General features: G+C 73.5%; 19 protein-coding genes. 17 read left to right on the top strand and 2 right to left on the bottom strand.

What is annotated here, in order from left to right:
- Window positions 1–84: 84 nt before the first annotated feature.
- Entirely contained in the window at window positions 85–1,803 is a 1,719-nt protein-coding gene (locus ACZ63H_RS23380) for a chitinase (RefSeq protein ID WP_469867952.1), read from the bottom strand.
- Window positions 1,804–2,152: 349 nt separating this feature from the next.
- On the opposite strand from ACZ63H_RS23380, the gene ACZ63H_RS23375 reads away from it, so the two are divergent.
- From ACZ63H_RS23375 to ACZ63H_RS23310, 14 genes are all read left to right on the top strand, one after another.
- Window positions 2,153–2,974 (top strand): hypothetical protein, encoded by an 822-nt coding sequence (locus tag ACZ63H_RS23375; protein WP_469868053.1) that lies wholly within the window; start codon window positions 2,153–2,155, stop codon window positions 2,972–2,974.
- Between the two features lie 58 nt (window positions 2,975–3,032).
- On the top strand, window positions 3,033–3,737 hold the full coding sequence (gene cpaB / locus ACZ63H_RS23370) for a Flp pilus assembly protein CpaB (RefSeq protein WP_469867950.1): 705 nt from the start codon (window positions 3,033–3,035) through the stop codon (window positions 3,735–3,737).
- Window positions 3,738–3,746: 9 nt separating this feature from the next.
- Entirely contained in the window at window positions 3,747–4,982 is a 1,236-nt protein-coding gene (locus tag ACZ63H_RS23365) for an AAA family ATPase (RefSeq protein ID WP_469867948.1), read from the top strand.
- An 8-nt stretch (window positions 4,983–4,990) separates the two neighbouring features.
- Complete coding sequence (locus tag ACZ63H_RS23360) at window positions 4,991–5,371, top strand: pilus assembly protein (protein WP_467933211.1); 381 nt, start codon at window positions 4,991–4,993, stop codon at window positions 5,369–5,371.
- A gap of 1 nt (window position 5,372) precedes the next feature.
- Complete coding sequence (locus tag ACZ63H_RS23355; RefSeq protein ID WP_469867946.1) at window positions 5,373–5,714, top strand: TadE/TadG family type IV pilus assembly protein; 342 nt, start codon at window positions 5,373–5,375, stop codon at window positions 5,712–5,714.
- 18 nt (window positions 5,715–5,732) lie between these two features.
- Window positions 5,733–7,070 (top strand): CpaF family protein, encoded by a 1,338-nt coding sequence (locus tag ACZ63H_RS23350; protein WP_469867944.1) that lies wholly within the window; start codon window positions 5,733–5,735, stop codon window positions 7,068–7,070.
- Window positions 7,071–7,080: 10 nt separating this feature from the next.
- Entirely contained in the window at window positions 7,081–8,025 is a 945-nt protein-coding gene (locus tag ACZ63H_RS23345) for a type II secretion system F family protein (protein WP_469867942.1), read from the top strand.
- 12 nt (window positions 8,026–8,037) lie between these two features.
- Entirely contained in the window at window positions 8,038–8,925 is an 888-nt protein-coding gene (locus tag ACZ63H_RS23340; RefSeq protein WP_469867940.1) for a DUF5936 domain-containing protein, read from the top strand.
- An 8-nt stretch (window positions 8,926–8,933) separates the two neighbouring features.
- Window positions 8,934–10,388: a sensor histidine kinase gene (locus tag ACZ63H_RS23335; RefSeq protein ID WP_469867938.1), complete on the top strand. Its 1,455-nt coding sequence runs from the start codon at window positions 8,934–8,936 to the stop codon at window positions 10,386–10,388.
- 11 nt (window positions 10,389–10,399) lie between these two features.
- Window positions 10,400–11,149, top strand: a complete 750-nt coding sequence (locus ACZ63H_RS23330; protein ID WP_469867936.1) for a response regulator — start codon at window positions 10,400–10,402, stop codon at window positions 11,147–11,149.
- Between the two features lie 113 nt (window positions 11,150–11,262).
- Window positions 11,263–11,460 (top strand): Flp family type IVb pilin, encoded by a 198-nt coding sequence (locus tag ACZ63H_RS23325; RefSeq protein ID WP_318201671.1) that lies wholly within the window; start codon window positions 11,263–11,265, stop codon window positions 11,458–11,460.
- Window positions 11,457–12,146, top strand: coding sequence for a pilus assembly protein TadG-related protein (locus tag ACZ63H_RS23320; RefSeq protein WP_469868051.1), 690 nt, complete (start codon window positions 11,457–11,459; stop codon window positions 12,144–12,146). The genes ACZ63H_RS23325 and ACZ63H_RS23320 overlap by 4 nt, the downstream gene beginning before the upstream one ends.
- A 17-nt stretch (window positions 12,147–12,163) precedes the next feature.
- Window positions 12,164–12,745: a hypothetical protein gene (locus tag ACZ63H_RS23315; protein WP_469867934.1), complete on the top strand. Its 582-nt coding sequence runs from the start codon at window positions 12,164–12,166 to the stop codon at window positions 12,743–12,745.
- Between the two features lie 8 nt (window positions 12,746–12,753).
- The gene (locus ACZ63H_RS23310; RefSeq protein WP_469867932.1) at window positions 12,754–13,377 is read left to right on the top strand and encodes an OmpA family protein; all 624 of its coding nucleotides are present in this window, start codon (window positions 12,754–12,756) and stop codon (window positions 13,375–13,377) included.
- A gap of 7 nt (window positions 13,378–13,384) precedes the next feature.
- On the opposite strand, the gene ACZ63H_RS23305 is transcribed toward ACZ63H_RS23310, so the two are convergent.
- Window positions 13,385–13,765 carry a DUF192 domain-containing protein gene (locus tag ACZ63H_RS23305; protein WP_469867930.1) on the bottom strand — a complete coding sequence of 127 codons (381 nt, stop codon included), beginning with the start codon at window positions 13,763–13,765 and terminating at the stop codon, window positions 13,385–13,387.
- 649 nt (window positions 13,766–14,414) lie between these two features.
- On the opposite strand from ACZ63H_RS23305, the gene ACZ63H_RS23300 reads away from it, so the two are divergent.
- The 3 genes from ACZ63H_RS23300 (at window position 14,415) to ACZ63H_RS23290 (ending at window position 18,363) form a co-directional block, all read left to right on the top strand.
- Window positions 14,415–15,200: a methyltransferase domain-containing protein gene (locus tag ACZ63H_RS23300; RefSeq protein WP_469867928.1), complete on the top strand. Its 786-nt coding sequence runs from the start codon at window positions 14,415–14,417 to the stop codon at window positions 15,198–15,200.
- Window positions 15,201–15,914: 714 nt separating this feature from the next.
- On the top strand, window positions 15,915–16,688 hold the full coding sequence (locus ACZ63H_RS23295) for an isoprenyl transferase (RefSeq protein ID WP_469867926.1): 774 nt from the start codon (window positions 15,915–15,917) through the stop codon (window positions 16,686–16,688).
- Window positions 16,689–17,037: 349 nt separating this feature from the next.
- The gene (locus ACZ63H_RS23290; RefSeq protein WP_469867924.1) at window positions 17,038–18,363 is read left to right on the top strand and encodes a PhoH family protein; all 1,326 of its coding nucleotides are present in this window, start codon (window positions 17,038–17,040) and stop codon (window positions 18,361–18,363) included.
- The last annotated feature ends 14 nt before the right edge of the window (window positions 18,364–18,377 follow it).

The raw sequence follows: 18,377 nt of genomic DNA, 5'->3' as shown, positions 1-18,377 counted from the left end.
GCGATCCGGACCGGCCACCCGGGGCATACGCGACGGCGCCCGGACCGTGGGGTGGTCCGGGCGCCGGGGTGGGGACGGGGTCGGTTACGGGAGGGCGTGGACGTGGGCTCCCACGCCGTTGGACCAGGCGTTGCCCGAGGCCGCGTCCCAGTTGGTGGACCAGGTCATCGCGCCGCGCAGGTCGGGGTAGGTCTTGGACGGCTTGAAGGTGCCGCAGTTGGCGGCCTTCGTCAGGCAGTCCAGGGCGTTGTTGACGACCGCCGGGGAGACGTAGCCGCCGCCCGCCGCGCGGGTGGAGGCCGGCAGGCCGAGGCCGACCTGCGACGGGGACAGGCCGCCTTCCAGCTGGATGCAGGCCAGCGCGGTGAGGAAGTCGACCGTGCCCTGGCTGTAGACCTTGCCGTCACAGCCCAGCATGGAACCGCTGTTGTAGTACTGCATGTTGACGACCGTCAGGATGTCCTTGACGTTCAGGGCCGTCTGGAAGTACGAGTTCGACGTCGACTGCATGTCGATCGTCTGCGGGGCCATGGTGATGATCAGGGACGGGCCCGCCTTCGCGGACAGCGACCGCAGGGCCTGCGTCATGTACGTCGCGTTCAGGCCGTTCTCCAGGTCGATGTCGACGCCGTCGAAGCCGTACGTCTGCATCAGGCCGTACACGGAGTTCGCGAAGTTGGCGGCCGAGTTCGCGTCGCTGACCGACACCGAGCCCTTCTCGCCGCCGACCGAGATGATGACCTTCTTGCCGGCCGCCTGCTTGGCCTTGAGGTCCGCCTTGAACTGGTCGACCGTGTATCCGCCGAGGCCGGCCGAGTCCAGGTTGAAGGTCACGGCTCCCGGCGTGGACGTGGCGTCCGCGAAGGACACCGCGATGATGTCGTAGGCGGCGGGGACGTCCGACAGCTTCTGCACGGTCGCGCCGTTGTTGAAGTTCTGCCAGTAGCCGGTCACCGCGTGCTTGGGCAGCGAGCCGCCGCCCCCGCCGCCCGGACCGGAGGTCGTCGTGCCGGTCACCGTCGCCGACTTCGCCGACTCGCCGGCCGCGTTGGTGGCCGTGACCTGGAACGAGTACGCCGTCGAGGCCGTGAGGCCGGACACCGTCGCCGACGTGCCCGACACCGCCGTGACCTTCGTGCCGTCGCGGTAGACGTTGTAGCCCGTCGCGCCGGTCACCGCCGACCAGGACAGGGAGACCGAGGACGAGGTCGTACCGGCCACGGAGAGGCCGGAGGGGGCCGCCGGGACCGTGGGGGCCGGTTCGCCGCCACCGCCGCCGTCGGGGCCGAAGACGGAGATGTCGTCGGCGTAGTAGGCCGCCTGGCCGTACCAGCCGTGCGTGTAGACCGTGACCGAGGTGGTGGAGGAGCCGGTCGTGAACGTCGTCTGGAGCTGCTTCCAGGAAGGCGTGTCGGGGGTCCACGTGGAGACGTCCGTGGTGCCCGTGCCCGTGACGCCCAGGTAGGAGTAGCCGCCCTGGACCCACGCGCTCAGCGTGTACGTCGAGTTGGGCTTGACCGCGACGGCCTGGGAGCACTTGGCGGTGTCCTGGCCGGCCGGGGTCGCCTTCAGGGCGCCGGTGCCGCCGTGCACGGGGGAGGTGACCGTCGCGCCGCTGCCCGCCGTACACGTCCAGTTGGCGAGGCCCGACTCGTAGCCCGCGTTCTTCACGTTGTTGACGTCGGCCGCTGAGGCGGGCGTGGCCGCGGCGAGGCCCGCGACCGAGAGGGCCAGGGCGGTGGCGGCGGACCACGTCGCGATGCGCCGTCCGGTGGGTCTGGGTATGCCTGGTGCGCGGTCCACTGGAGCCTCCGGTGGGGAGTGGGCGGGGAGGGAGGAGGGGAGAGGAAAGAGAGGACGGTGGCCACCGCTCGCCCTACAAGTTGGTCCAGACCAATCGGGGTGTCAAGAGGTCCAGACCAAAACGGTTCTGCGGCGGCGGTTCAACCTGTCCTGGTTTGGCGGGGCTTGCGGCGGGAGAGTTCCCCACCGGCTTCCCGCACGCTGTTCTCCGGCCATACGGCCGTGGATACAGTGCTCGGGTAGTCACGCAATGAAGTCGTCCTGGCGCACCGGAGTGATCCCGGTGGGCCGACGGGTGTGAAGAGCGGAGAGCTGCGTGCCAACAGCCATTGCCGTGACCAGCGCCGACATGGCGCTGCCGGCGCAGGACGAGCGGACCGTGCCCGCCGTCGTGCTGACCGGCCTCGAGAGCGGTCCGCTGGACGAGGGGCTCACCGGCCTCCAAGAACTCGTCGAGCAGCACGGATACGTGGTCGTCGTCTGTTCCGAGGCCACCCCCGAGCCGGTCGTCCGGCGGCTGCACACCCTGCGCGCGCTGCTGGAGAGCGACCGCGTCGCCCTCTTCCGGCCCGGCCTGCCCCCGCTCGGCGTCGCCGTCCTGGCCCGGCAGTTGCGCCAGCTCGCCTCCTGCGACCTCAGCCCGGGCGTGCTCGCCTCCGCCGGCCGGCTGCTCGCCCACTACATCCACGCCGGCGCCGTCCTCGGCTCCGTCGCCCGGCTGGACCGGGTCCCGGTCGGCCTGAAGGCGCACGCCAGGTCCTGGGTGCCCGGCAGCCAGTTCGCCGTCCTCGCCCACCCCGAACCGCAGCTGGTCCGGGTCGGCCCAGAAGCCACCCTGAGGGGACCCGAGTTCGGCACCTGGATGCTGGTCGCCAAGGGCCAGCCGCACGGCGAGTGGGTCACCGCGCTCGGCGCCCGGTGGGGCGTGCACGGGCTGCGCGAGGCCCCGCTGCCCGCCGAGTCCGCGGTGTGGTGGGGGACCGGCCGCCTGGTCGAGTTCTGCGGCTACCTCGCCGACCTGTCCGTCCTGTACCAACTCGTCGCCTCCGTACGGCAGACCACGTGTCACTGGTGCGGCCTCGACGTCATAGGCGACCGCTGCGTCTTCTGCGGCGCCGCCCCGCCCGCCCCCGCCCCGCCCCGCGCCCTGGAACCCCGCACGCCCGCCTGACCCCCGCGCACCCGACCCGTCCCGCTCGACCGATTCCCCCAATGAGGTTGCACGGTCCATGAACTCCCGTCAGCGCCGCGGCGTGATACTGCTGATCCTGTCGGCCCTGTGCGCCCTGGGCGCGTTCGCCGGCGTGCTCTCCGTCATCCACGACGTGAACTCCAAGGTCGGGCCCGAGACCACGGCCTACCGGGTCAGGTCCGAGGTCAAGCCGTACACCACCCTGGACGCCGGCCAGTTCGAGAAGATCGAGATGCCCAGTCGGTGGCTGTCCGGCAACGCCGTCACCGACCTCGGGCAGATCCGCGGCAAGATCGCCGTGACCACCCTGCGCGCGGGCTCCCTGCTCCAGACCGACATGATCGTCGACCGGCCCGCCCTCCGGCCCGGCCAGCAGGAGGTCGCCATCATGGTCGACGCGGCGACCGGCGTGGCCGGCAAGATCACCCCCGGCTCCCGGGTCAACGTCTACGCCACCTTCGAGGGGCCCAAGGAGGGCGACCCGGACCAGTCGAAGATCATCGTGACCGACGCCCGGGTCCTCGACGTCGGCCGGATCACCGTCCTCGACCCCGACGACGACGGCCGCCGGCGGCCCACCGACGCCGTCCCCATCACCTTCGCGCTGTCCACCCTGGACGCCCAGCGCATCACCTACGCCGAGTCCTTCGCCCAGCGCGTCCGGCTCGCGCTCGTGGCCCCCGGCAGCGAGACCGCCGTCCCCGACCGGGACCGCACCTACGAACTCGCGACGGACAAGTGAGAGGCGGCCATGCCCACCAGGATCCTTGCGGCCGGCGCGGACCCGGACGCCGTCCGCTCCCTCACCACCCTGCTCAGCCAGCTCCCCGACGCCGAACCACAGCCCCCGGTCACCGACTCCACCCAGCTGGTGGACACCCTCGCCCGGCTGGCCGCCGAGTCGGTCGGGGAACTGCCCGAGGTGGTCGTCGTCCACGAACGCATCGGCCCAGTCCCGGCCCTGGAGCTGATCCGCGAGGTCGCCCTGCGCTTCCCGGCCGCCGGCGTCGTCCTCGTCACCAGCGACGCCAGCCCCGGCCTGTTCGCCGCCGCCATGGACTCCGGCGCCCGCGGCCTGGTCGGGCTCCCGCTGTCGTACGAGGAACTGGCCGGCCGGGTCCAGGCCGTCGCCCAGTGGTCGGCCGGGGTGCGGCGGCACCTCGGGCACGGGGCCGAGGCGCCGGCCGGGGCCGGGGGCACCGTCGTCACGGTCAGCGGGGCCAAGGGAGGCGTCGGCGCCACGCTCACCGCGATCCAGCTGGCCCTGGCCGCCCAGGCCTCCGGCCGCGCCACCGCGCTGGCCGACCTCGACCTGCAGAGCGGCGACATCGCCTCCTACCTGGACATCCAGTTCCGCCGGTCGGTGGCCGACCTCGCCGCCATCACCGACATCTCCCCCCGCGTCCTCGCCGACGCCGTCTTCCGCCACGACACCGGCCTCGCCCTGCTGCTCGCCCCCGCCGAGGGCGAACGCGGCGAGGAGGTCACCGACCGCGCCGCCCGCCAGCTCGTCGGCGCCCTGCGCGCCCGCTACGAGGTCGTCGTCGTGGACTGCGGCGCCCAGCTCGGCGGGGCCGGCGCGGCGGCCGTCGAGATGGCCGACACCGCGCTGCTGGTCACCACCCCCGACGTGATCGCCGTACGCGCCGCCAAACGCGCCGTACGGATGTGGGACCGGCTCCAGATCCGCAAGGCCGAGGAGACCACGGTCGTCGTCAACCGGCACACGCGCGGTGCGGAGATCCAGCCCGCGCTGGTGCAGCGCATCACCGGCACCGCGCTGGCCCGGACCGCCGTACCGGCGGGCTTCAGGGAACTGCAGGCCGTGGTGGACGCCGGACGGCTCCACGAACTCGACGGCAGGAGCACGGTGAAGCAGGCCCTGTGGGCGCTCGCGGCGGAACTCGGACTGGCCAAGGCGGCCGAACAGCCCACCCATCGCGGAGCCGGCCGGGCGGCGGTGGGCTTCCGGCGGCGGAAGGAATGAGCGGTGCCATGAGAAGGCCGGACGGGGACCGGGGACAGGTCAGCGTCGAGTTGCTCGGGATGACCCCGCTCATCCTCCTGACGCTGGTGCTGATGTGGCAGGCCGTGCTGGTGGGCTACACCTTCACGCTCGCCGGGAACGCCGCCGACGAGGCGGTGCGGGCGGGCACGGCGGCCCCCCGGGGCGGCGCGCGGCAGGCCGCGTGCGCCGAGGCGGGGCTGGCACACCTGTCGGGGGCCTGGCGGGCGGACGCGGCGGTGCGGTGCGACGCGTCCGGCTACGTCACGGCCGACGTCTCCCTCAAGGTCCCGGTCCTCTTCCCGGGCCTGATCTCCTTCCCCGCCACCGTGCACGGCCACGCCGGAGCCGTCGAGGAGGTGAAGCGCTGAGATGCCGGAGCGCCGACAGCGCGACCGCGGCCAGGTCGCCCTCGAATACCTGGGGTTCGTCCCCCTCCTGCTGATCGTCGGGCTGGCCGGCGTCCAGCTCGGCGCCGTCGCCTACGCCGCCGAACAGGCCGGTACGGCGGCCCGCGCCGGGGCCAGGGCCGCGTCCCTCGACCAGTCCTACGCCCAGGCGTGCGCCGACGCGGTGAGCGGCGTGCTGGAGGTGTCCTGTTCGGCCGCCGGAGGGGACGACGCGGTGACCGTCACCGCCACCGTGCGCATACCCGCCCTGGTGTGGGACCTCGGCGACGCCACCAAGTCCGCCACCATGCCGCTCGACCACTGACCGAGGAGGGGCAGACCCATGAGCCTGCGGGCACGCATCAGCGCACCGGAGGAACACGGCAGCCGGGGCGAGGACGGACACCTGGTCGCCTCCTACCGGGCCAAGCTGCTGGAGGAGATCGACCTCGCGGAGATGAGCGCGCTGGCCGCCGCCGAGCGCCGGGCCCGCCTGGAGCGCGTGCTCGGGCACATCATCAGCCGCGAGGGACCGGTCCTGTCCACCGTCGAACGGGCCCAGCTGATCCGCCGGGTGGTCGACGAGGCGCTCGGCCTCGGCATCCTGGAACCGCTGCTGGAGGACGCGTCCATCACCGAGATCATGGTGAACGGCCCCGACGCGATCTTCGTGGAGCGCGGCGGCCGGGTCGAACAGCTGCCCCTGCGGTTCGTCTCCGCCGACCAGCTCATGCAGACCATCGAGCGGATCGTGTCGACGGTCAACCGCCGGGTGGACGAGTCCAACCCGATGGTGGACGCCCGGCTGCCGTCCGGCGAGCGCGTCAACGTCATCATCCCGCCGCTGTCCCTGACCGGCCCGGTGCTCACCATCCGCCGCTTCCCGCGCTCCTTCACCCTCCAGGAGCTGATCGGCCTCGGCTCGCTGGACGAGCCCATGGTGTACCTGCTGGCCGCCCTCGTGCAGGCCAAGTTCAACATCATCGTCTCGGGCGCCACCGGCACCGGCAAGACGACCCTGCTGAACGCCCTGTCCGGGCTGATCCCGCCGCACGAGCGGATCATCACCATCGAGGACTCCGCCGAACTCCAGCTCCAGCAGACCCACGTGGTCCGCCTGGAGTCCCGCCCGCCGAACGTCGAGGGCAAGGGCCAGGTCACCATCCGCGACCTGGTCCGCAACTCGCTGCGCATGCGGCCCGACCGGATCGTCGTCGGCGAGGTCCGCGGCGGCGAGTCCCTGGACATGCTCCAGGCCATGTCCACCGGCCACGACGGCTCACTGGCCACCGTGCACGCCAACAGCGCCGAGGACGCCCTCACCCGGCTGCAGACCCTCGCCTCGATGTCCGACGTCGAGGTCCCCTTCATCGCCCTGCACGACCAGATCAACAGCGCCGTCGACGTCCTCGTCCAGCTCACCCGGTTCGCCGACGGCGCCCGCCGCATCACCGAGATCGCACTGCTCGACAGCCACGGCGGGGAGCCCTACCGGCTGGCCACCGCCGCCCGCTTCGAGGCCCGCCCGATGACCCCGGACGGCCGCGTCCACGGCGCCTTCCGCCACTTCCCGCTCCCGCGCCGCACCGCCGACCGCCTCTACATGGCGAGCCAGCCCCTCCCGCAGGCCTTCGGCGTGGCCCGCTCCGCCGACCAGCTCGCCACCCGAGAGGCCAGGTAGGACCCCGACCATGGATCCGAGCACCCTCGCCCAGCTCACCACCGGCGTCACCCTGCTGGCCTGCGTCCTGGCGGTGGCCGGCGTGCACGCCCACGCCTCCGGCCGCGCCCGGCGCGCCGCCCTCGTGGACCGCCTCGCGCTCACCGGGGCGCCGCCCGCCACCGGCCGCAGGCGCCGCTTCGGCGCCCTGGACCGGCGGCTGCGCCGCACCCGGGCCGGGCGCCGGCTGGAGCGGCGCCTCGCGGCGACCGGCCTGGACGTCACCCCGGGCGAGTTCACCGCCGCCGTGCTCGCCGCCGTCGCCGCGCTCTGGCTGATCGGCCAGGCCACCCTGGCGCCCTTCTTCGGCCCGCTCGCCGGACTCCTCGGCGTCTGGGCGGCCTTCCAGTTCCTCGGCTGGCAGCACCGCAAGCGCATCGAACGCTTCATCGGCCAACTCCCCGAGCTGGCCCGCATCCTCGCCAACGCCACCCACGCCGGGCTCGCCCTGCGCACCGCGATCGGCATGGCCGCGGAGGAACTGGAGGCCCCGGCCGGCGAGGAACTGGCCAAGGTCGCCGACCAGCTGGCCGTCGGCCACTCCCTGGACGACGCCCTCGGCGAACTGGCCGGCCGGCTGCCCTCCCGGGAACTCGTCGTGCTGGTCACGACCCTGGTGCTGTCCAACCGGGCGGGCGGGCAGGTGGTCTCGGCGCTGCGCAACCTGACCGAGACCCTGGAGGAGCGCAAGGAGACCCGGCGCGAGATCCGCACCCAGCTCTCCCAGGTGACCATGACCTCCTATGCCGTGCCCGTCCTCGGGGTCGGCGCGTTGTTCCTGATGAACGGCGTCAAGGACGGCGCGCTCGACCGCATGACCGGTTCCCCGGCCGGCCAGGTCTGCGTGATCGTCGCGTTCGTCATGTACGCCGTCGGCTTCGTCCTGATCCGCCGGCTGAGCCGCATCGACGTCTGAGGGAGGTGACCCGTGGAGTTCCTGCTCGCCCTGCTGATGGGCGCCGGTGTCTGGGGCGTCTTCGCCGGCCTGCGCATGTACCGCGCCGACGCCCGGCTCCCCGCCGACCTCGCCGTCGCCCTGGAGGTCGGCGCCACCCGCACCGGCGCGGTCGGCTCGGTCGTCGACCGCCTCGGCATGCGCTGGGCACCGCTGGTGCTGCGCCTGATGGGCCCCCGGCTCGTCGCCCGCTACCGCCGCAGGATCGACCTCGCCGGCAACCCCGGCGGCCTGACCATCGACCGCTACGCGGCCCGCCGCGCGGTCTACGGCGCGCTGGGCGGCGTCGGCTTCCTGGTCTTCCTGCTGCGCGGCCAGTGGTTCGTGGCGCTGCTCCTGCTCGCCTTCGGGGCGCTGTGGACCGAGGTCGGCCTCTGGTCGGCGATCCGGGTCCGCAGACACGTCATCGAACGCACCCTGCCCGACTTCCTGGACGTGCTCGCCGTGGTGGTCAGCGCGGGCCTCGGCTTCCGGCAGGCGCTGGACCGGGTCGCCGCCCGCTACGAGGGCCCCTGGGCCGACGAACTGCGCATCACCCTGCGCCAGATGGACCTCGGCATGAGCCGCCGCGAGGCCTTCGCGGAGCTGCGCCGGCGCAACGACTCCGAGCAGGTGGCGATGTTCGTGACGGCGTTGCAGCAGGGCGAGGAGCTGGGCGCGCCCATCGTGGACACCCTGGTCTCCCTGGCCAAGGACATGCGCCGCACCGACGCCCAGAACGCCCGCCGCAAGGCCGCGCGCGCGGTGCCCAAGGCCACGCTGATGATCACCACGTTCATGGTCCCGGCGACGATGCTCCTGCTCGGCGCGGGCCTGCTGCTCGGCTCCGGCGTGGACTTCGGCTCCCTCACCGGGAAGTGAGGACGGGCATGACGGCGATGGGGGCGACGGGCAGGGGGGTGCGGTTCCTGGAGCGGTTGCGCGGGACGGGCCGGGCGTGGCCCGGGCGCGGGGTGCGCCGGGCCGAGACGGACGGCGGGCGCCGCCGGGCATGGCCCCGGCGCGGGGCGCGCCAAGCGGCGCGCGGCGTCGCCCCGTCGGCCGAGCCTTCCGAGAAGCTCCAGGTCAGCGCGCTTCAGGCGATGTGCCGGCAGGTCTTCGGGTTCCGGCTCGCCATGATCGTCGTAGCCGCCCCCGCGGCCCTGCTGCACGCCGCCCCCGGCCTGGGCGTCCGCCTGGCCGGCACGGCCGTGGTCGTCACCGTCATGGTGTCCTACGTCCTCTTCCGGGACTGGGAGCGCTTCGGTCCCCTCCTGCTGCGGCACCCCGCCCTCCTGGCCGCCGACACCCTCTTCGGCGCCTTCCTCCTGGTCTCGGCGGGCCCGGACACCACCCTGGCCTACGTCGGTGTCTGCACCCCGCTGCTGGCCGGCCTGGTCTACGGCTGGCGCGGCGCGGCCTGCTTCGCCTCGCTCCAGGCCCTGATCCTGCTGCTGGTCCACACCGCCCTGAAGGCCGGCCGGCCCGAGCCCGTCGCCCAGGCCCTGCTGCTGCCCGGCCTGTGCGTCGTCGCCGGCGCCATGGGCTCGACCCTGCGCAACCTGATGCTCCGCTTCGGCACCGCGACCCAGGCCCTCGCCGAGACCCGGTCCCGGCTGGCGGCGGCGGAGGCGGTCAGCGCCGAACGCGCCCGGCTGGCCAGGGAGATGCACGACTCCGTGGCCAAGACCCTGTACGGCGTGGCCCTGGCGGCGGACGGACTGGCCGCGACCGCCTCGGCCGGCGCCCCGGATCCCGACCGGGTCCGGCAGCAGGCGGAGCTGGTGTCCCGCTCGGCGCGCCGGGCGGCGGCGGAGTCCCGGGAACTGCTGGCGGACCTGCGCCGGGACCCGCCGCGGGAGGTCCCGTTCTGGCCGGGCCTCGCCTGCCGGGCCGGGGAGTTCGCCCGGCGCACGGGCCTGGAGGTCGTCTGCCACTGGCCGGCGGACGACCCCGCCCCCTTCCCGCCGCCGCCCGCGCCGGTGGCCCGGCACGTCCTCGCCATCGTCACCGAGGCCCTGGAGAACGCCCACCGCCACGCGTCCGCCGCGCGGGTGGACGTACGGGCGTCGGTCGAGGGACGCCTGCTCAGCCTCGCCCTCCACGACGACGGCACCGGCCTGCCGCCCGGCACCACCCTGGAGCGGCTGCGCGAGTGCGGGCACTTCGGGCTGCTCGGCATGGTCGAACGGGCCGCGCAGGCGGGCGCCCGCATCCGGGTCGGCCGGGGCACGCACGCCCGGGGCACGGAGGTACGCCTCGACATCCCCCTGCCCGGGACCCGGGCCCACCCGCCAGGCACCCCCCTGTCCGGGCGCGCGCCCCAGGCGCCCGGCACCCCCTGAGAGGAGGCACCATGAGACCCCTGCCCGGCTTCCCGCCGCCGGCCCCGGCCGCCCCGCCGCTGCGGCTGCTGATCGCCGACGACAACCCCGTGGTCCGGGCCGGCCTCGCGGCCCTGCTCTCGGACGGCACCGGGACCACGGTGGTGGCGCAGGCGGGGGACGGCCGCGAGGCGTACGAGGCGGCGCTGCGGCACCGGCCGGACGTCATCCTGCTCGACGTCCGCATGCCCGGCGTGGACGGGATCTCGGCGTTGCCCCACCTGGTGCGGCTGGCCCCCGTCATGATGCTCACCTACAGCCACGAGACGGAGACCGTGCGGGAGGCGCTGCGGCTGGGGGCGGGGGGATACCTGGTGCACGGCGAGTTCACCACGGAGCAGCTGATCCGGGCGGTACGCGACGTGCGGGAGGGCCGTCCGCACGTCACCCCCGGGGCGACGAGGGCGTTACTGTCGGCCCTCCTTCCCGATGCACCTGCACATGCCGACGCCAACTCCGTTGATATGACGGCAGTTTCCGATGCCGTGTCTCTTTCGCGATTGCAATCAACTGTGGGACAGTCGTTCCGCTCGCGGTTCCGGCTGAGTACGAGGGAGGCGGAGATCATGGACCTCATCGCGTCCGGCATGACCAACCAGCAGATCGCCGCCGCCTGCTTCATCAGCGAGAAGACGGTCAAGAACCACATCAACCGCATCTTCGCCAAGCTCCAGAGCACGACCAGGTCCCAGGCGACCGCGAAGTGGCTGGGGGTGGCCTGAGGTGGCGGCGCGGCGGAGCGAATGGGTCCGCGGTTGGGCCCTGGGGCCCTTCGGGGGCGGGCGCGAGCGGCCGTACGGTGCCCGGACCGGAGGCGAAGCTGGAGGGGAAGACCGTGAGCAAATGGTTCCGCACCACCGTCGCGTATCTGCAGACCCGTGCCGCGCGCGGCGACCGGGGACAGACCGCGGTGGAGTACCTCGGCATCATCGCGGTGGTCGTCGCGATCGTCCTGGCGATCACCGGCACGAGCATCGGCCAGTCCATCTACGACGCGATCACCAACAAGATCGCCGAGGTCACCGGCGGCTGATCTCCCTACGGCACGACACGGGGCAGGCCTTCCCCATCTACCTCACGGTGGTGGCGGGCCTGCTCTTTCTCGCGTTGGCGTACCTCGCGGTCGGGCAGGCGGCCGTGAACCGCGGCGGCGCCCAGACGGCGGCGGACGCGGCGGCCCTGGCGGCGGCGCAGGAGACCCGCGACCAGCTCGCCGGCCTGTGGCGGGCGAACCTGGACGACCCGGGGAGCTGGCAGGCCATCTTCGACGGGGCGGGAGCCGACGACTCCTGCTGGCGCGCCGACCAGCTCGCCGCGCGGAACGACGCGACGACGGTGCGCTGCGCCTTCGACTCGCCGCTGAGCTATGTCGTCGACACCCGGGCGAACGAGTCCGTGGGCGACTCCGTCGTGCCCGGCACCGAGAACGTGCACGCGACGGCGCACGCCAGGGCCGTCATCGAACCGCTCTGCACGCCCCCCGAGGACGTGCCCGGACCGCCCGGACCGCCCGGACCGCCGGGGGAGGGGACCGCGCCGCCCGAGGACGGCACCGCGCCGCCGAAGGACGGCACCGACCCGCCCGAGGACACCCCGCCGCCCGCGCTCACCTGCGAGGACAAGGTCTGGCATCCCGAGCCGGACGACACCACGGAGCTGCCGGGGCCCGAGGACCTCTTCGACGTCCACCTGGCCGACTCCCCGGCGAACGACCGATGACGAAGGAAGCGACAGTGATGAGCATGCGGTTCACTGCGAAGGCCCGCAGAGGACTGGCCGCCCTGACCGTGGCGGCCGCTGTGGCCGCCGGTGCGGCCGGCTGCGGGGGAGGCGGAGGCGGCCAGGACAAGCCACGCGGACCGGCGTCCGCCTCCACGGCCGGCGACCCGGGCCCGAGCACCCAGGAGGACGACCCCGGCCGGCCGCTGGCCGAGCTGCGCGGGTCGGACGGCCTGCTGCTGCAGGTGACCTCGGCCGAGCGCGACGCGGGCGGCTTCGTGACGGTCAACGGCACGCTGAAGAACGACGGGGGCCGGACCGCCGTCATCCCCTCCGCGCTGAGCGGCAACGAGACCGAGATCATCAAGAACGGCAGGTCGCTGGGCGGGGCCACGCTGGTCGACCCGAAGGGCAAGAAGCGGTACTACGTGCTGCGGGACACCGAGGGCCGGCCGCTGACCACGACCGGCTTCACGACCCTCAAGTCCGGCGCCACCCTCGCCGTCTTCATGCAGTTCCCGGCGCCCCCGGCCGACGTGACCGAAGTGGACTTCCAGCTGCCGACGTTCACCTCCGCCGGCATCAAGGTCTCCGGGTGAGGCCCGCGGTGACCACCACACCCCGCCTCGCCCTCCTCGGCGTCCTGCTGCTGTGCGTCCTGAACCTGCCCGCCGCCCCGGCCGCCGCCGGCGGCACCGGACCCGGCGAACCCCCCCTCACCGAACCCACCGCCGCCGCGCCCGTCGACGTCGACCCCACCGACCCCGACCTCAGGCTCCCGGAGGGCGCCACGCTCGCCGAGGCGAAGGTGCTGGACATCAAGCTGGTCGTGGAGGAGCAGAGCGGGGACGAGCGGCGGGAGGACACCAACGCCGACGTGACCTTCGCGCTCCAGGCCGAGGTGCTGTTCGGCAAGGACAGCGCCACGGTCGGCGACGAGGCGGGGACCCGCATCGCCTCCATCGCCGAGGAGATCCGGGCCCAGCACGCCACGCGGGTCCGCGTCTTCGGCTTCACCGACAGCCTCGGCACCACCACCCACGGCGTCGCCCTCTCCCGGCGGCGCGCCGACGCCGTACAGGCCGTGCTGGACCGGGTCCTGAACACCCCGTCCATCACCTTCGACGTCCGCGGCTACGGCGAGCAGTACCCGATCGCCGACAACTCCACCGAGGCGGGCCGCAAGAAGAACCGCCGGGTCGAGGTGTCCTTCCCGCGCACCGAGCGGTGACCACCGGCTACCCCTCCGCCGCCACGTCCACCTCCACCCGTACGCCCGTCCGCACCCCCCACCCCGCCATCGCCCCGGCCGCCGCCTCCAGCACGTGCCGGGCCCGCGGGCGCGGCAGGCCCAGGCGGCCCGGGGGCATCGTGCGGACGGCGATCACGGTGAGGCGGCGGTCCAGGTAGGCCACGTCGATCGGGATCCGCATCCCGAACGTGTGCACCCCGCTCGCCGGCGACAGCAGCATCGCCCCGTCCACCGCGTCCCGGCCCAGCAGACCCCTCGTCCGGGCCCGGTAGGAGGCCGAGATCTCCAGCGGAACGGAGACGGCCGTCCCCTCCCCGGCGTCCGTCCGCACGGTCAGCCGCCCCCGCCCGTCCCGCCAGCGCCCCATGCCCCACCCTCCCCTTCCGCGGCCGTCAGCCGCCGCCCGTGAATCGCGTCGTCCTTTCCCGTCCTCCCCACCGGGAAGGCCACCATGACAGGACGCGGTGCCCTGTTCCGTCCCCGGCTCCCACCCGAGCGGCTCCGGGCCGCGGCCCGCGGCGCGGACGAGTCGGGACCCGGCGGACTGTGGCCGGGGGAGGACTGCTTCCCGGAGGGCGGGGTGGCCGAGGCGGTACGGGGCGCCTGGCCGTGGCCGGCGCGGACGCCGTCGTGCTCCGGCCGACGGCCGACGCACCCGACCCGGAGGGCTTCGTGCGCCTCACGGCGGAGCGGGTCGCCCCGCTGGTCCGCCGACGACCGCAGCCGAGGACGCGGGCACCAGCCCACCCGGCCCCTGGCGGCTCCGATCGCGGGCAGCCGGCCCGTCGGCACTCCCGGCCCCCCCAGGGACCCGCCGCCCGGGAGGCCAGCCACCGGTCGGGCGCCGGCTTCCCGGACCGCCCGGACCGCCCGGACCGCCGGGACCGCCCGGGCGGCCCGTGGCGCGTTCGCCGTGTCCCCGTGATCACCGGGCCGGGGCCGGGCGGCCTCGGCCGAGGCCGCCCGTCGCGGGAAAACCGCGGGCCCGCGTGTCGCTCCGCTGGGAGCATGGCCGTATGAGTGCCGAGCGTTCCTTCGAAGATCTCGTGGCCGAGGGCGTCGCCGTGCCCACCGAGGGGTGGGACTTCTCGTGGTTCGAGGGGCGGGCCGACGAGGCGCGGCCGTCGTGGGGGTACGCCCGGTCGGCCGGGGAGCGGCTGGCCGGGGCCGGTGCCGTGCTCGACGTCCAGACCGGCGGCGGGGAGGTGCTGGACTTCGCGCTGGGGCGGGCGGAGCCGGCCCGGCCGCTGCTCGTGGCGGCGACCGAGGGCTGGCCGCCGAACGCGGCCAAGGCCACCGCCCTGCTGCGGCCGCGCGGCGTCGTCGTGGTCGCCGCCCCGGACGACGCGCCGCTGCCCTTCGCGGACGAGGCGTTCGACCTGGTGCTCAGCCGGCATCCGGTCCGCCCCCACTGGACGGAGATCGCCCGGGTGCTGCGGCCCGGCGGGACGTACTTCGCCCAGCACGTGGGGCCCGCCAGCGTCTTCGAGCTGGTCGAGTACTTCCTCGGGCCCCAGCCGGAGGAGGTCCGCCGCGCCCGCGACCCCGAGCGGGAGCGCGCCGACGCCGAGGCGGCGGGCCTGGAGGTGGCCGGCCTGCGCGCCGAGCGGCTGCGGATGGAGTTCCACGACATCGCCGCCGTCGTCCACTTCCTGCGCAAGGTCGTCTGGATGGTCCCGGGCTTCACGGTCGAGGCGTACGAGCCACGGCTGCGCGCGCTGCACGAGCGCATCGGGAAGGAGGGGCCGTTCGTCGCGCACAGCGCCCGGCACCTCTTCGACGCGCGCAAGCCGGAACGCTGACGACACCGGGTTTCCGCATTGTTATCGACCCCTGGTTCACAGGGGCCCCACCGGTCACATAAGTTCAGACCAAGGTAATTCGCGTCGGCAAAGCCGCGCGGCCGGCGGCGCGCGGCGGAGGGGGCCGCGCGGTGCCGTGGAACCATCCGGGGCTTTCGCCGGGGCGCGGCCGGGCCCCGGCCGGGACGCCGTAGCGGAACGGTCAAGTCCACCGTTCGCCGGCCGGGTCGCCCATCGGAGGGATCCGGGGCGCCCGCCCGATGAATCCCCCAAGACGGCCTAATCCTTGCGAATCCCTTCGCGTCCGACCGGATTCTCCTGGGATTCCGCTGTGAATCGCCCGTGCAACCACCCTGAATACCGTATTCCGTGGTCCCCTCGGCGTCGCCGGGCGATTCCGGAGAGTAGTTGTGGCACGCCGATGCACCCACCATCCCTTACGAAGGGTTATGGTGGAAACCCCCCCTCGGGCCGGTCCGTCTCCCCCCCACGGACCGGCCCGTTTTTTTCGTACGGGAGGACGGCGGGGTTCCGGAACCGGCCGGCCCCGGCCCGGCGTCCCCCCGGAGGGGCGCGGCCCCCGGCGGCGCGCACCGCCGCCGCGTGGCCAAGCCCCGGGCCGGACCGAGCCTCCGGCAGCGGTAGGCTCGACGGCCCCGGCACCCCCAAGGCTCCGGCACCCCCCTACCCCGCGCCCAACCCCCGGAGGGTCACGTGAACCTGCGCGACAAGCTGCGCGGTCTGCTCGTCAGGCTCTACGCACGCCGGGTGGAAGGTCACCTGGATCACAGCCAGGTGCCCAAGCACATCGGCGTCATCGTGGACGGCAACCGCCGCTGGGCGAAGGCGTCCGGCTCCAGCACCGAGCACGGGCACCGGGCCGGCGCCGACAAGATCACGGAGTTCCTCGGCTGGTGCTCCGAGACCGACGTCGAGGTGGTCACGCTGTGGCTGCTGTCCACCGACAACTTCGAACGGCCGCAGGCGGAACTGGTCCCCCTGCTCGGCATCATCGAGGACGTCGTGCGCACCCTCGCCGCCGACGGCCGCTGGCGGGTGCACCACGTCGGCGCGATGGACCTGCTGCCCGCCGGCATGCAGCGCACGCTGAAGGAGGCCGAGGAGACCACGGCCCACACCGACGGCATACTCGTCAACGTGGCCATCGGCTACGGCGGCCGGCAGGAGATCGCCGACGCCGTGCGTTCCATGCTGCACGAGGCGCACGACCGGGGCCTGTCGATGGAGGACCTCGCCGAGTCCGTCGACGTCGACATGATCGGCCGTCACCTCTACACCGGCGCCCAGCCCGACCCGGACCTGGTGATCCGCACCAGCGGCGAACAGCGGCTGTCCGGATTCATGCTCTGGCAGACCGCTCACTCCGAGTACTACTTCTGCGAAGTCTTCTGGCCGGCCTTCCGGAAGGTCGACTTCCTGCGCGCCCTGCGCGACTACGCCGCACGTCACCGCCGCTACGGCGGCTGACCGCCCCCGCCCCGCCCCGTCCCCGCCCGGTGACGGGGCGTCGTCGTGCCCCCCGATTGGCACGGACGTCACAAGGAGTTCACCAGCGCGCCGGTGGCCGCATTTGCATGGCGCCGCCCGTTCGAGGGCATAAACCCAACAGGTCGACACCCGAACCACGGGCGTCGTATCTCAGCGGGCGGCTCGGGGCCGTCCGCCCGGGAGGCCCTTTGCACCAGCCCGACCGTGCGTTCACGGCACGGCATCAGCCGCGGAGGGCCGGTTCACGGCCCGCCGTGCGCGGGGGCCGGACACCGGTCCAGCAACTCCTCGTCGCTCCCCGACCACATCCGAGGGGGTACGTCCTTCCGTGGTGACCAGCACACAGCGCCACAAGCCCGACCGGCGCACGTATGTTCTCGACACCAGCGTCCTGCTGGCCGACCCGAACGCCCTGACCCGCTTCGACGAGCACGAGGTCGTGCTCCCCATCGTGGTGGTCACGGAGTTGGAGGCCAAGCGGCACCATCCCGAACTCGGCTACTTCGCCCGGCAGGCCCTGCGCCTGCTCGACGACTACCGGGTCCGGCACGGCCGCCTCGACGCCCCGATTCCGACCGGGGAACTCGGCGGAACGCTCCGGGTCGAGCTCAACCACTCGGACCCCAGCGTGCTGCCCACGGGCTACCGACTGGGCGACAACGACTCCCGCATCCTCGCGGTGGCCCGCAACCTCCAGGCGGAGGGATACGACGTCACCGTCGTGTCGAAGGACCTCCCGCTGAGGATCAAGGCGTCCTCCGTCGGTCTCCTCGCCGAGGAGTACCGGGCCGAACTCGCCATCACGGAGAACTCCGGCTGGACCGGGATGTCGGAACTCACCCTGCCCGGCGAACAGGTGGACATCCTCTTCGAGGAAGGACACGTGTACGTCCCGGAGGCGTCCGGCCTGCCCGTGCACACCGGTCTGACCATCCAGTCCGAACGCGGCAAGGCCCTCGGCCGGGTCACCGCCGAGGGCAACGTCCGCCTGGTGCGCGGCGACCGGGAGGCGTTCGGCATCAAGGGCCGCAGCGCCGAACAGCGCATCGCGCTCGACCTGCTCCTCGACCCGGACGTCGGGATCGTCTCGATGGGCGGGCGGGCCGGCACCGGCAAGTCGGCGCTGGCGCTGTGCGCGGGCCTGGAAGCCGTCCTGGAGCGCCGCCAGCACCAGAAGGTGATGGTCTTCCGGCCGCTGTACGCGGTCGGCGGGCAGGAACTGGGCTATCTGCCGGGCACCGAGGCGGAGAAGATGAGCCCCTGGGCGCAAGCCGTCTTCGACACCCTCTCGGCGGTCACCAGCCGCGAGGTCATCGAGGAGGTCACCGCGCGCGGGATGCTGGAGGTCCTCCCGCTGACCCACATCCGCGGCCGCTCGCTGCACGACGCGTTCGTGATCGTGGACGAGGCGCAGTCGCTGGAGAAGAACGTCCTGCTGACGGTGTTGTCCCGGATCGGGGCGGGCTCCCGGGTGGTCCTCACCCATGACGTGGCCCAGCGGGACAACCTGCGGGTGGGGCGGTACGACGGAGTGGTCGCCGTAGTGGAGAAGCTGAAGGGGCATCCGCTCTTCGCCCACGTCACGCTGACCCGGTCCGAGAGATCCCAGATCGCCGCACTTGTGACCGAAATGCTGGAGGACGGCCACATCTGACGCACCCCGCCCAG

Source organism: Streptomyces sp. NPDC104831, from assembly GCF_055583025.1.
The sequence above is the reverse complement of the archived record's forward strand: the minus strand, read 5'-3'. Positions and strand labels throughout refer to the sequence as shown.

Bases quoted from the DNA above. Each gene is read 5' to 3' on its own strand.
- ACZ63H_RS23360 (WP_467933211.1), top strand. From the start codon at position 4,991: ATGAGAAGGCCGGACGGGGACCGGGGACAGGTCAGCGTCGAGTTGCTC.
- ACZ63H_RS23355 (WP_469867946.1), top strand. From the start codon at position 5,373: ATGCCGGAGCGCCGACAGCGCGACCGCGGCCAGGTCGCCCTCGAATAC.
- ACZ63H_RS23300 (WP_469867928.1), top strand. From the start codon at position 14,415: ATGAGTGCCGAGCGTTCCTTCGAAGATCTCGTGGCCGAGGGCGTCGCC.
- ACZ63H_RS23345 (WP_469867942.1), top strand. From the start codon at position 7,081: ATGGATCCGAGCACCCTCGCCCAGCTCACCACCGGCGTCACCCTGCTG.
- cpaB (WP_469867950.1), top strand. From the start codon at position 3,033: ATGAACTCCCGTCAGCGCCGCGGCGTGATACTGCTGATCCTGTCGGCC.
- ACZ63H_RS23335 (WP_469867938.1), top strand. From the start codon at position 8,934: ATGACGGCGATGGGGGCGACGGGCAGGGGGGTGCGGTTCCTGGAGCGG.
- ACZ63H_RS23315 (WP_469867934.1), top strand. From the start codon at position 12,164: ATGAGCATGCGGTTCACTGCGAAGGCCCGCAGAGGACTGGCCGCCCTG.
- ACZ63H_RS23375 (WP_469868053.1), top strand. From the start codon at position 2,153: ATGGCGCTGCCGGCGCAGGACGAGCGGACCGTGCCCGCCGTCGTGCTG.
- ACZ63H_RS23365 (WP_469867948.1), top strand. From the start codon at position 3,747: ATGCCCACCAGGATCCTTGCGGCCGGCGCGGACCCGGACGCCGTCCGC.
- ACZ63H_RS23350 (WP_469867944.1), top strand. From the start codon at position 5,733: ATGAGCCTGCGGGCACGCATCAGCGCACCGGAGGAACACGGCAGCCGG.
- ACZ63H_RS23305 (WP_469867930.1), bottom strand. From the start codon at position 13,765: ATGGGGCGCTGGCGGGACGGGCGGGGGCGGCTGACCGTGCGGACGGAC.
- ACZ63H_RS23330 (WP_469867936.1), top strand. From the start codon at position 10,400: ATGAGACCCCTGCCCGGCTTCCCGCCGCCGGCCCCGGCCGCCCCGCCG.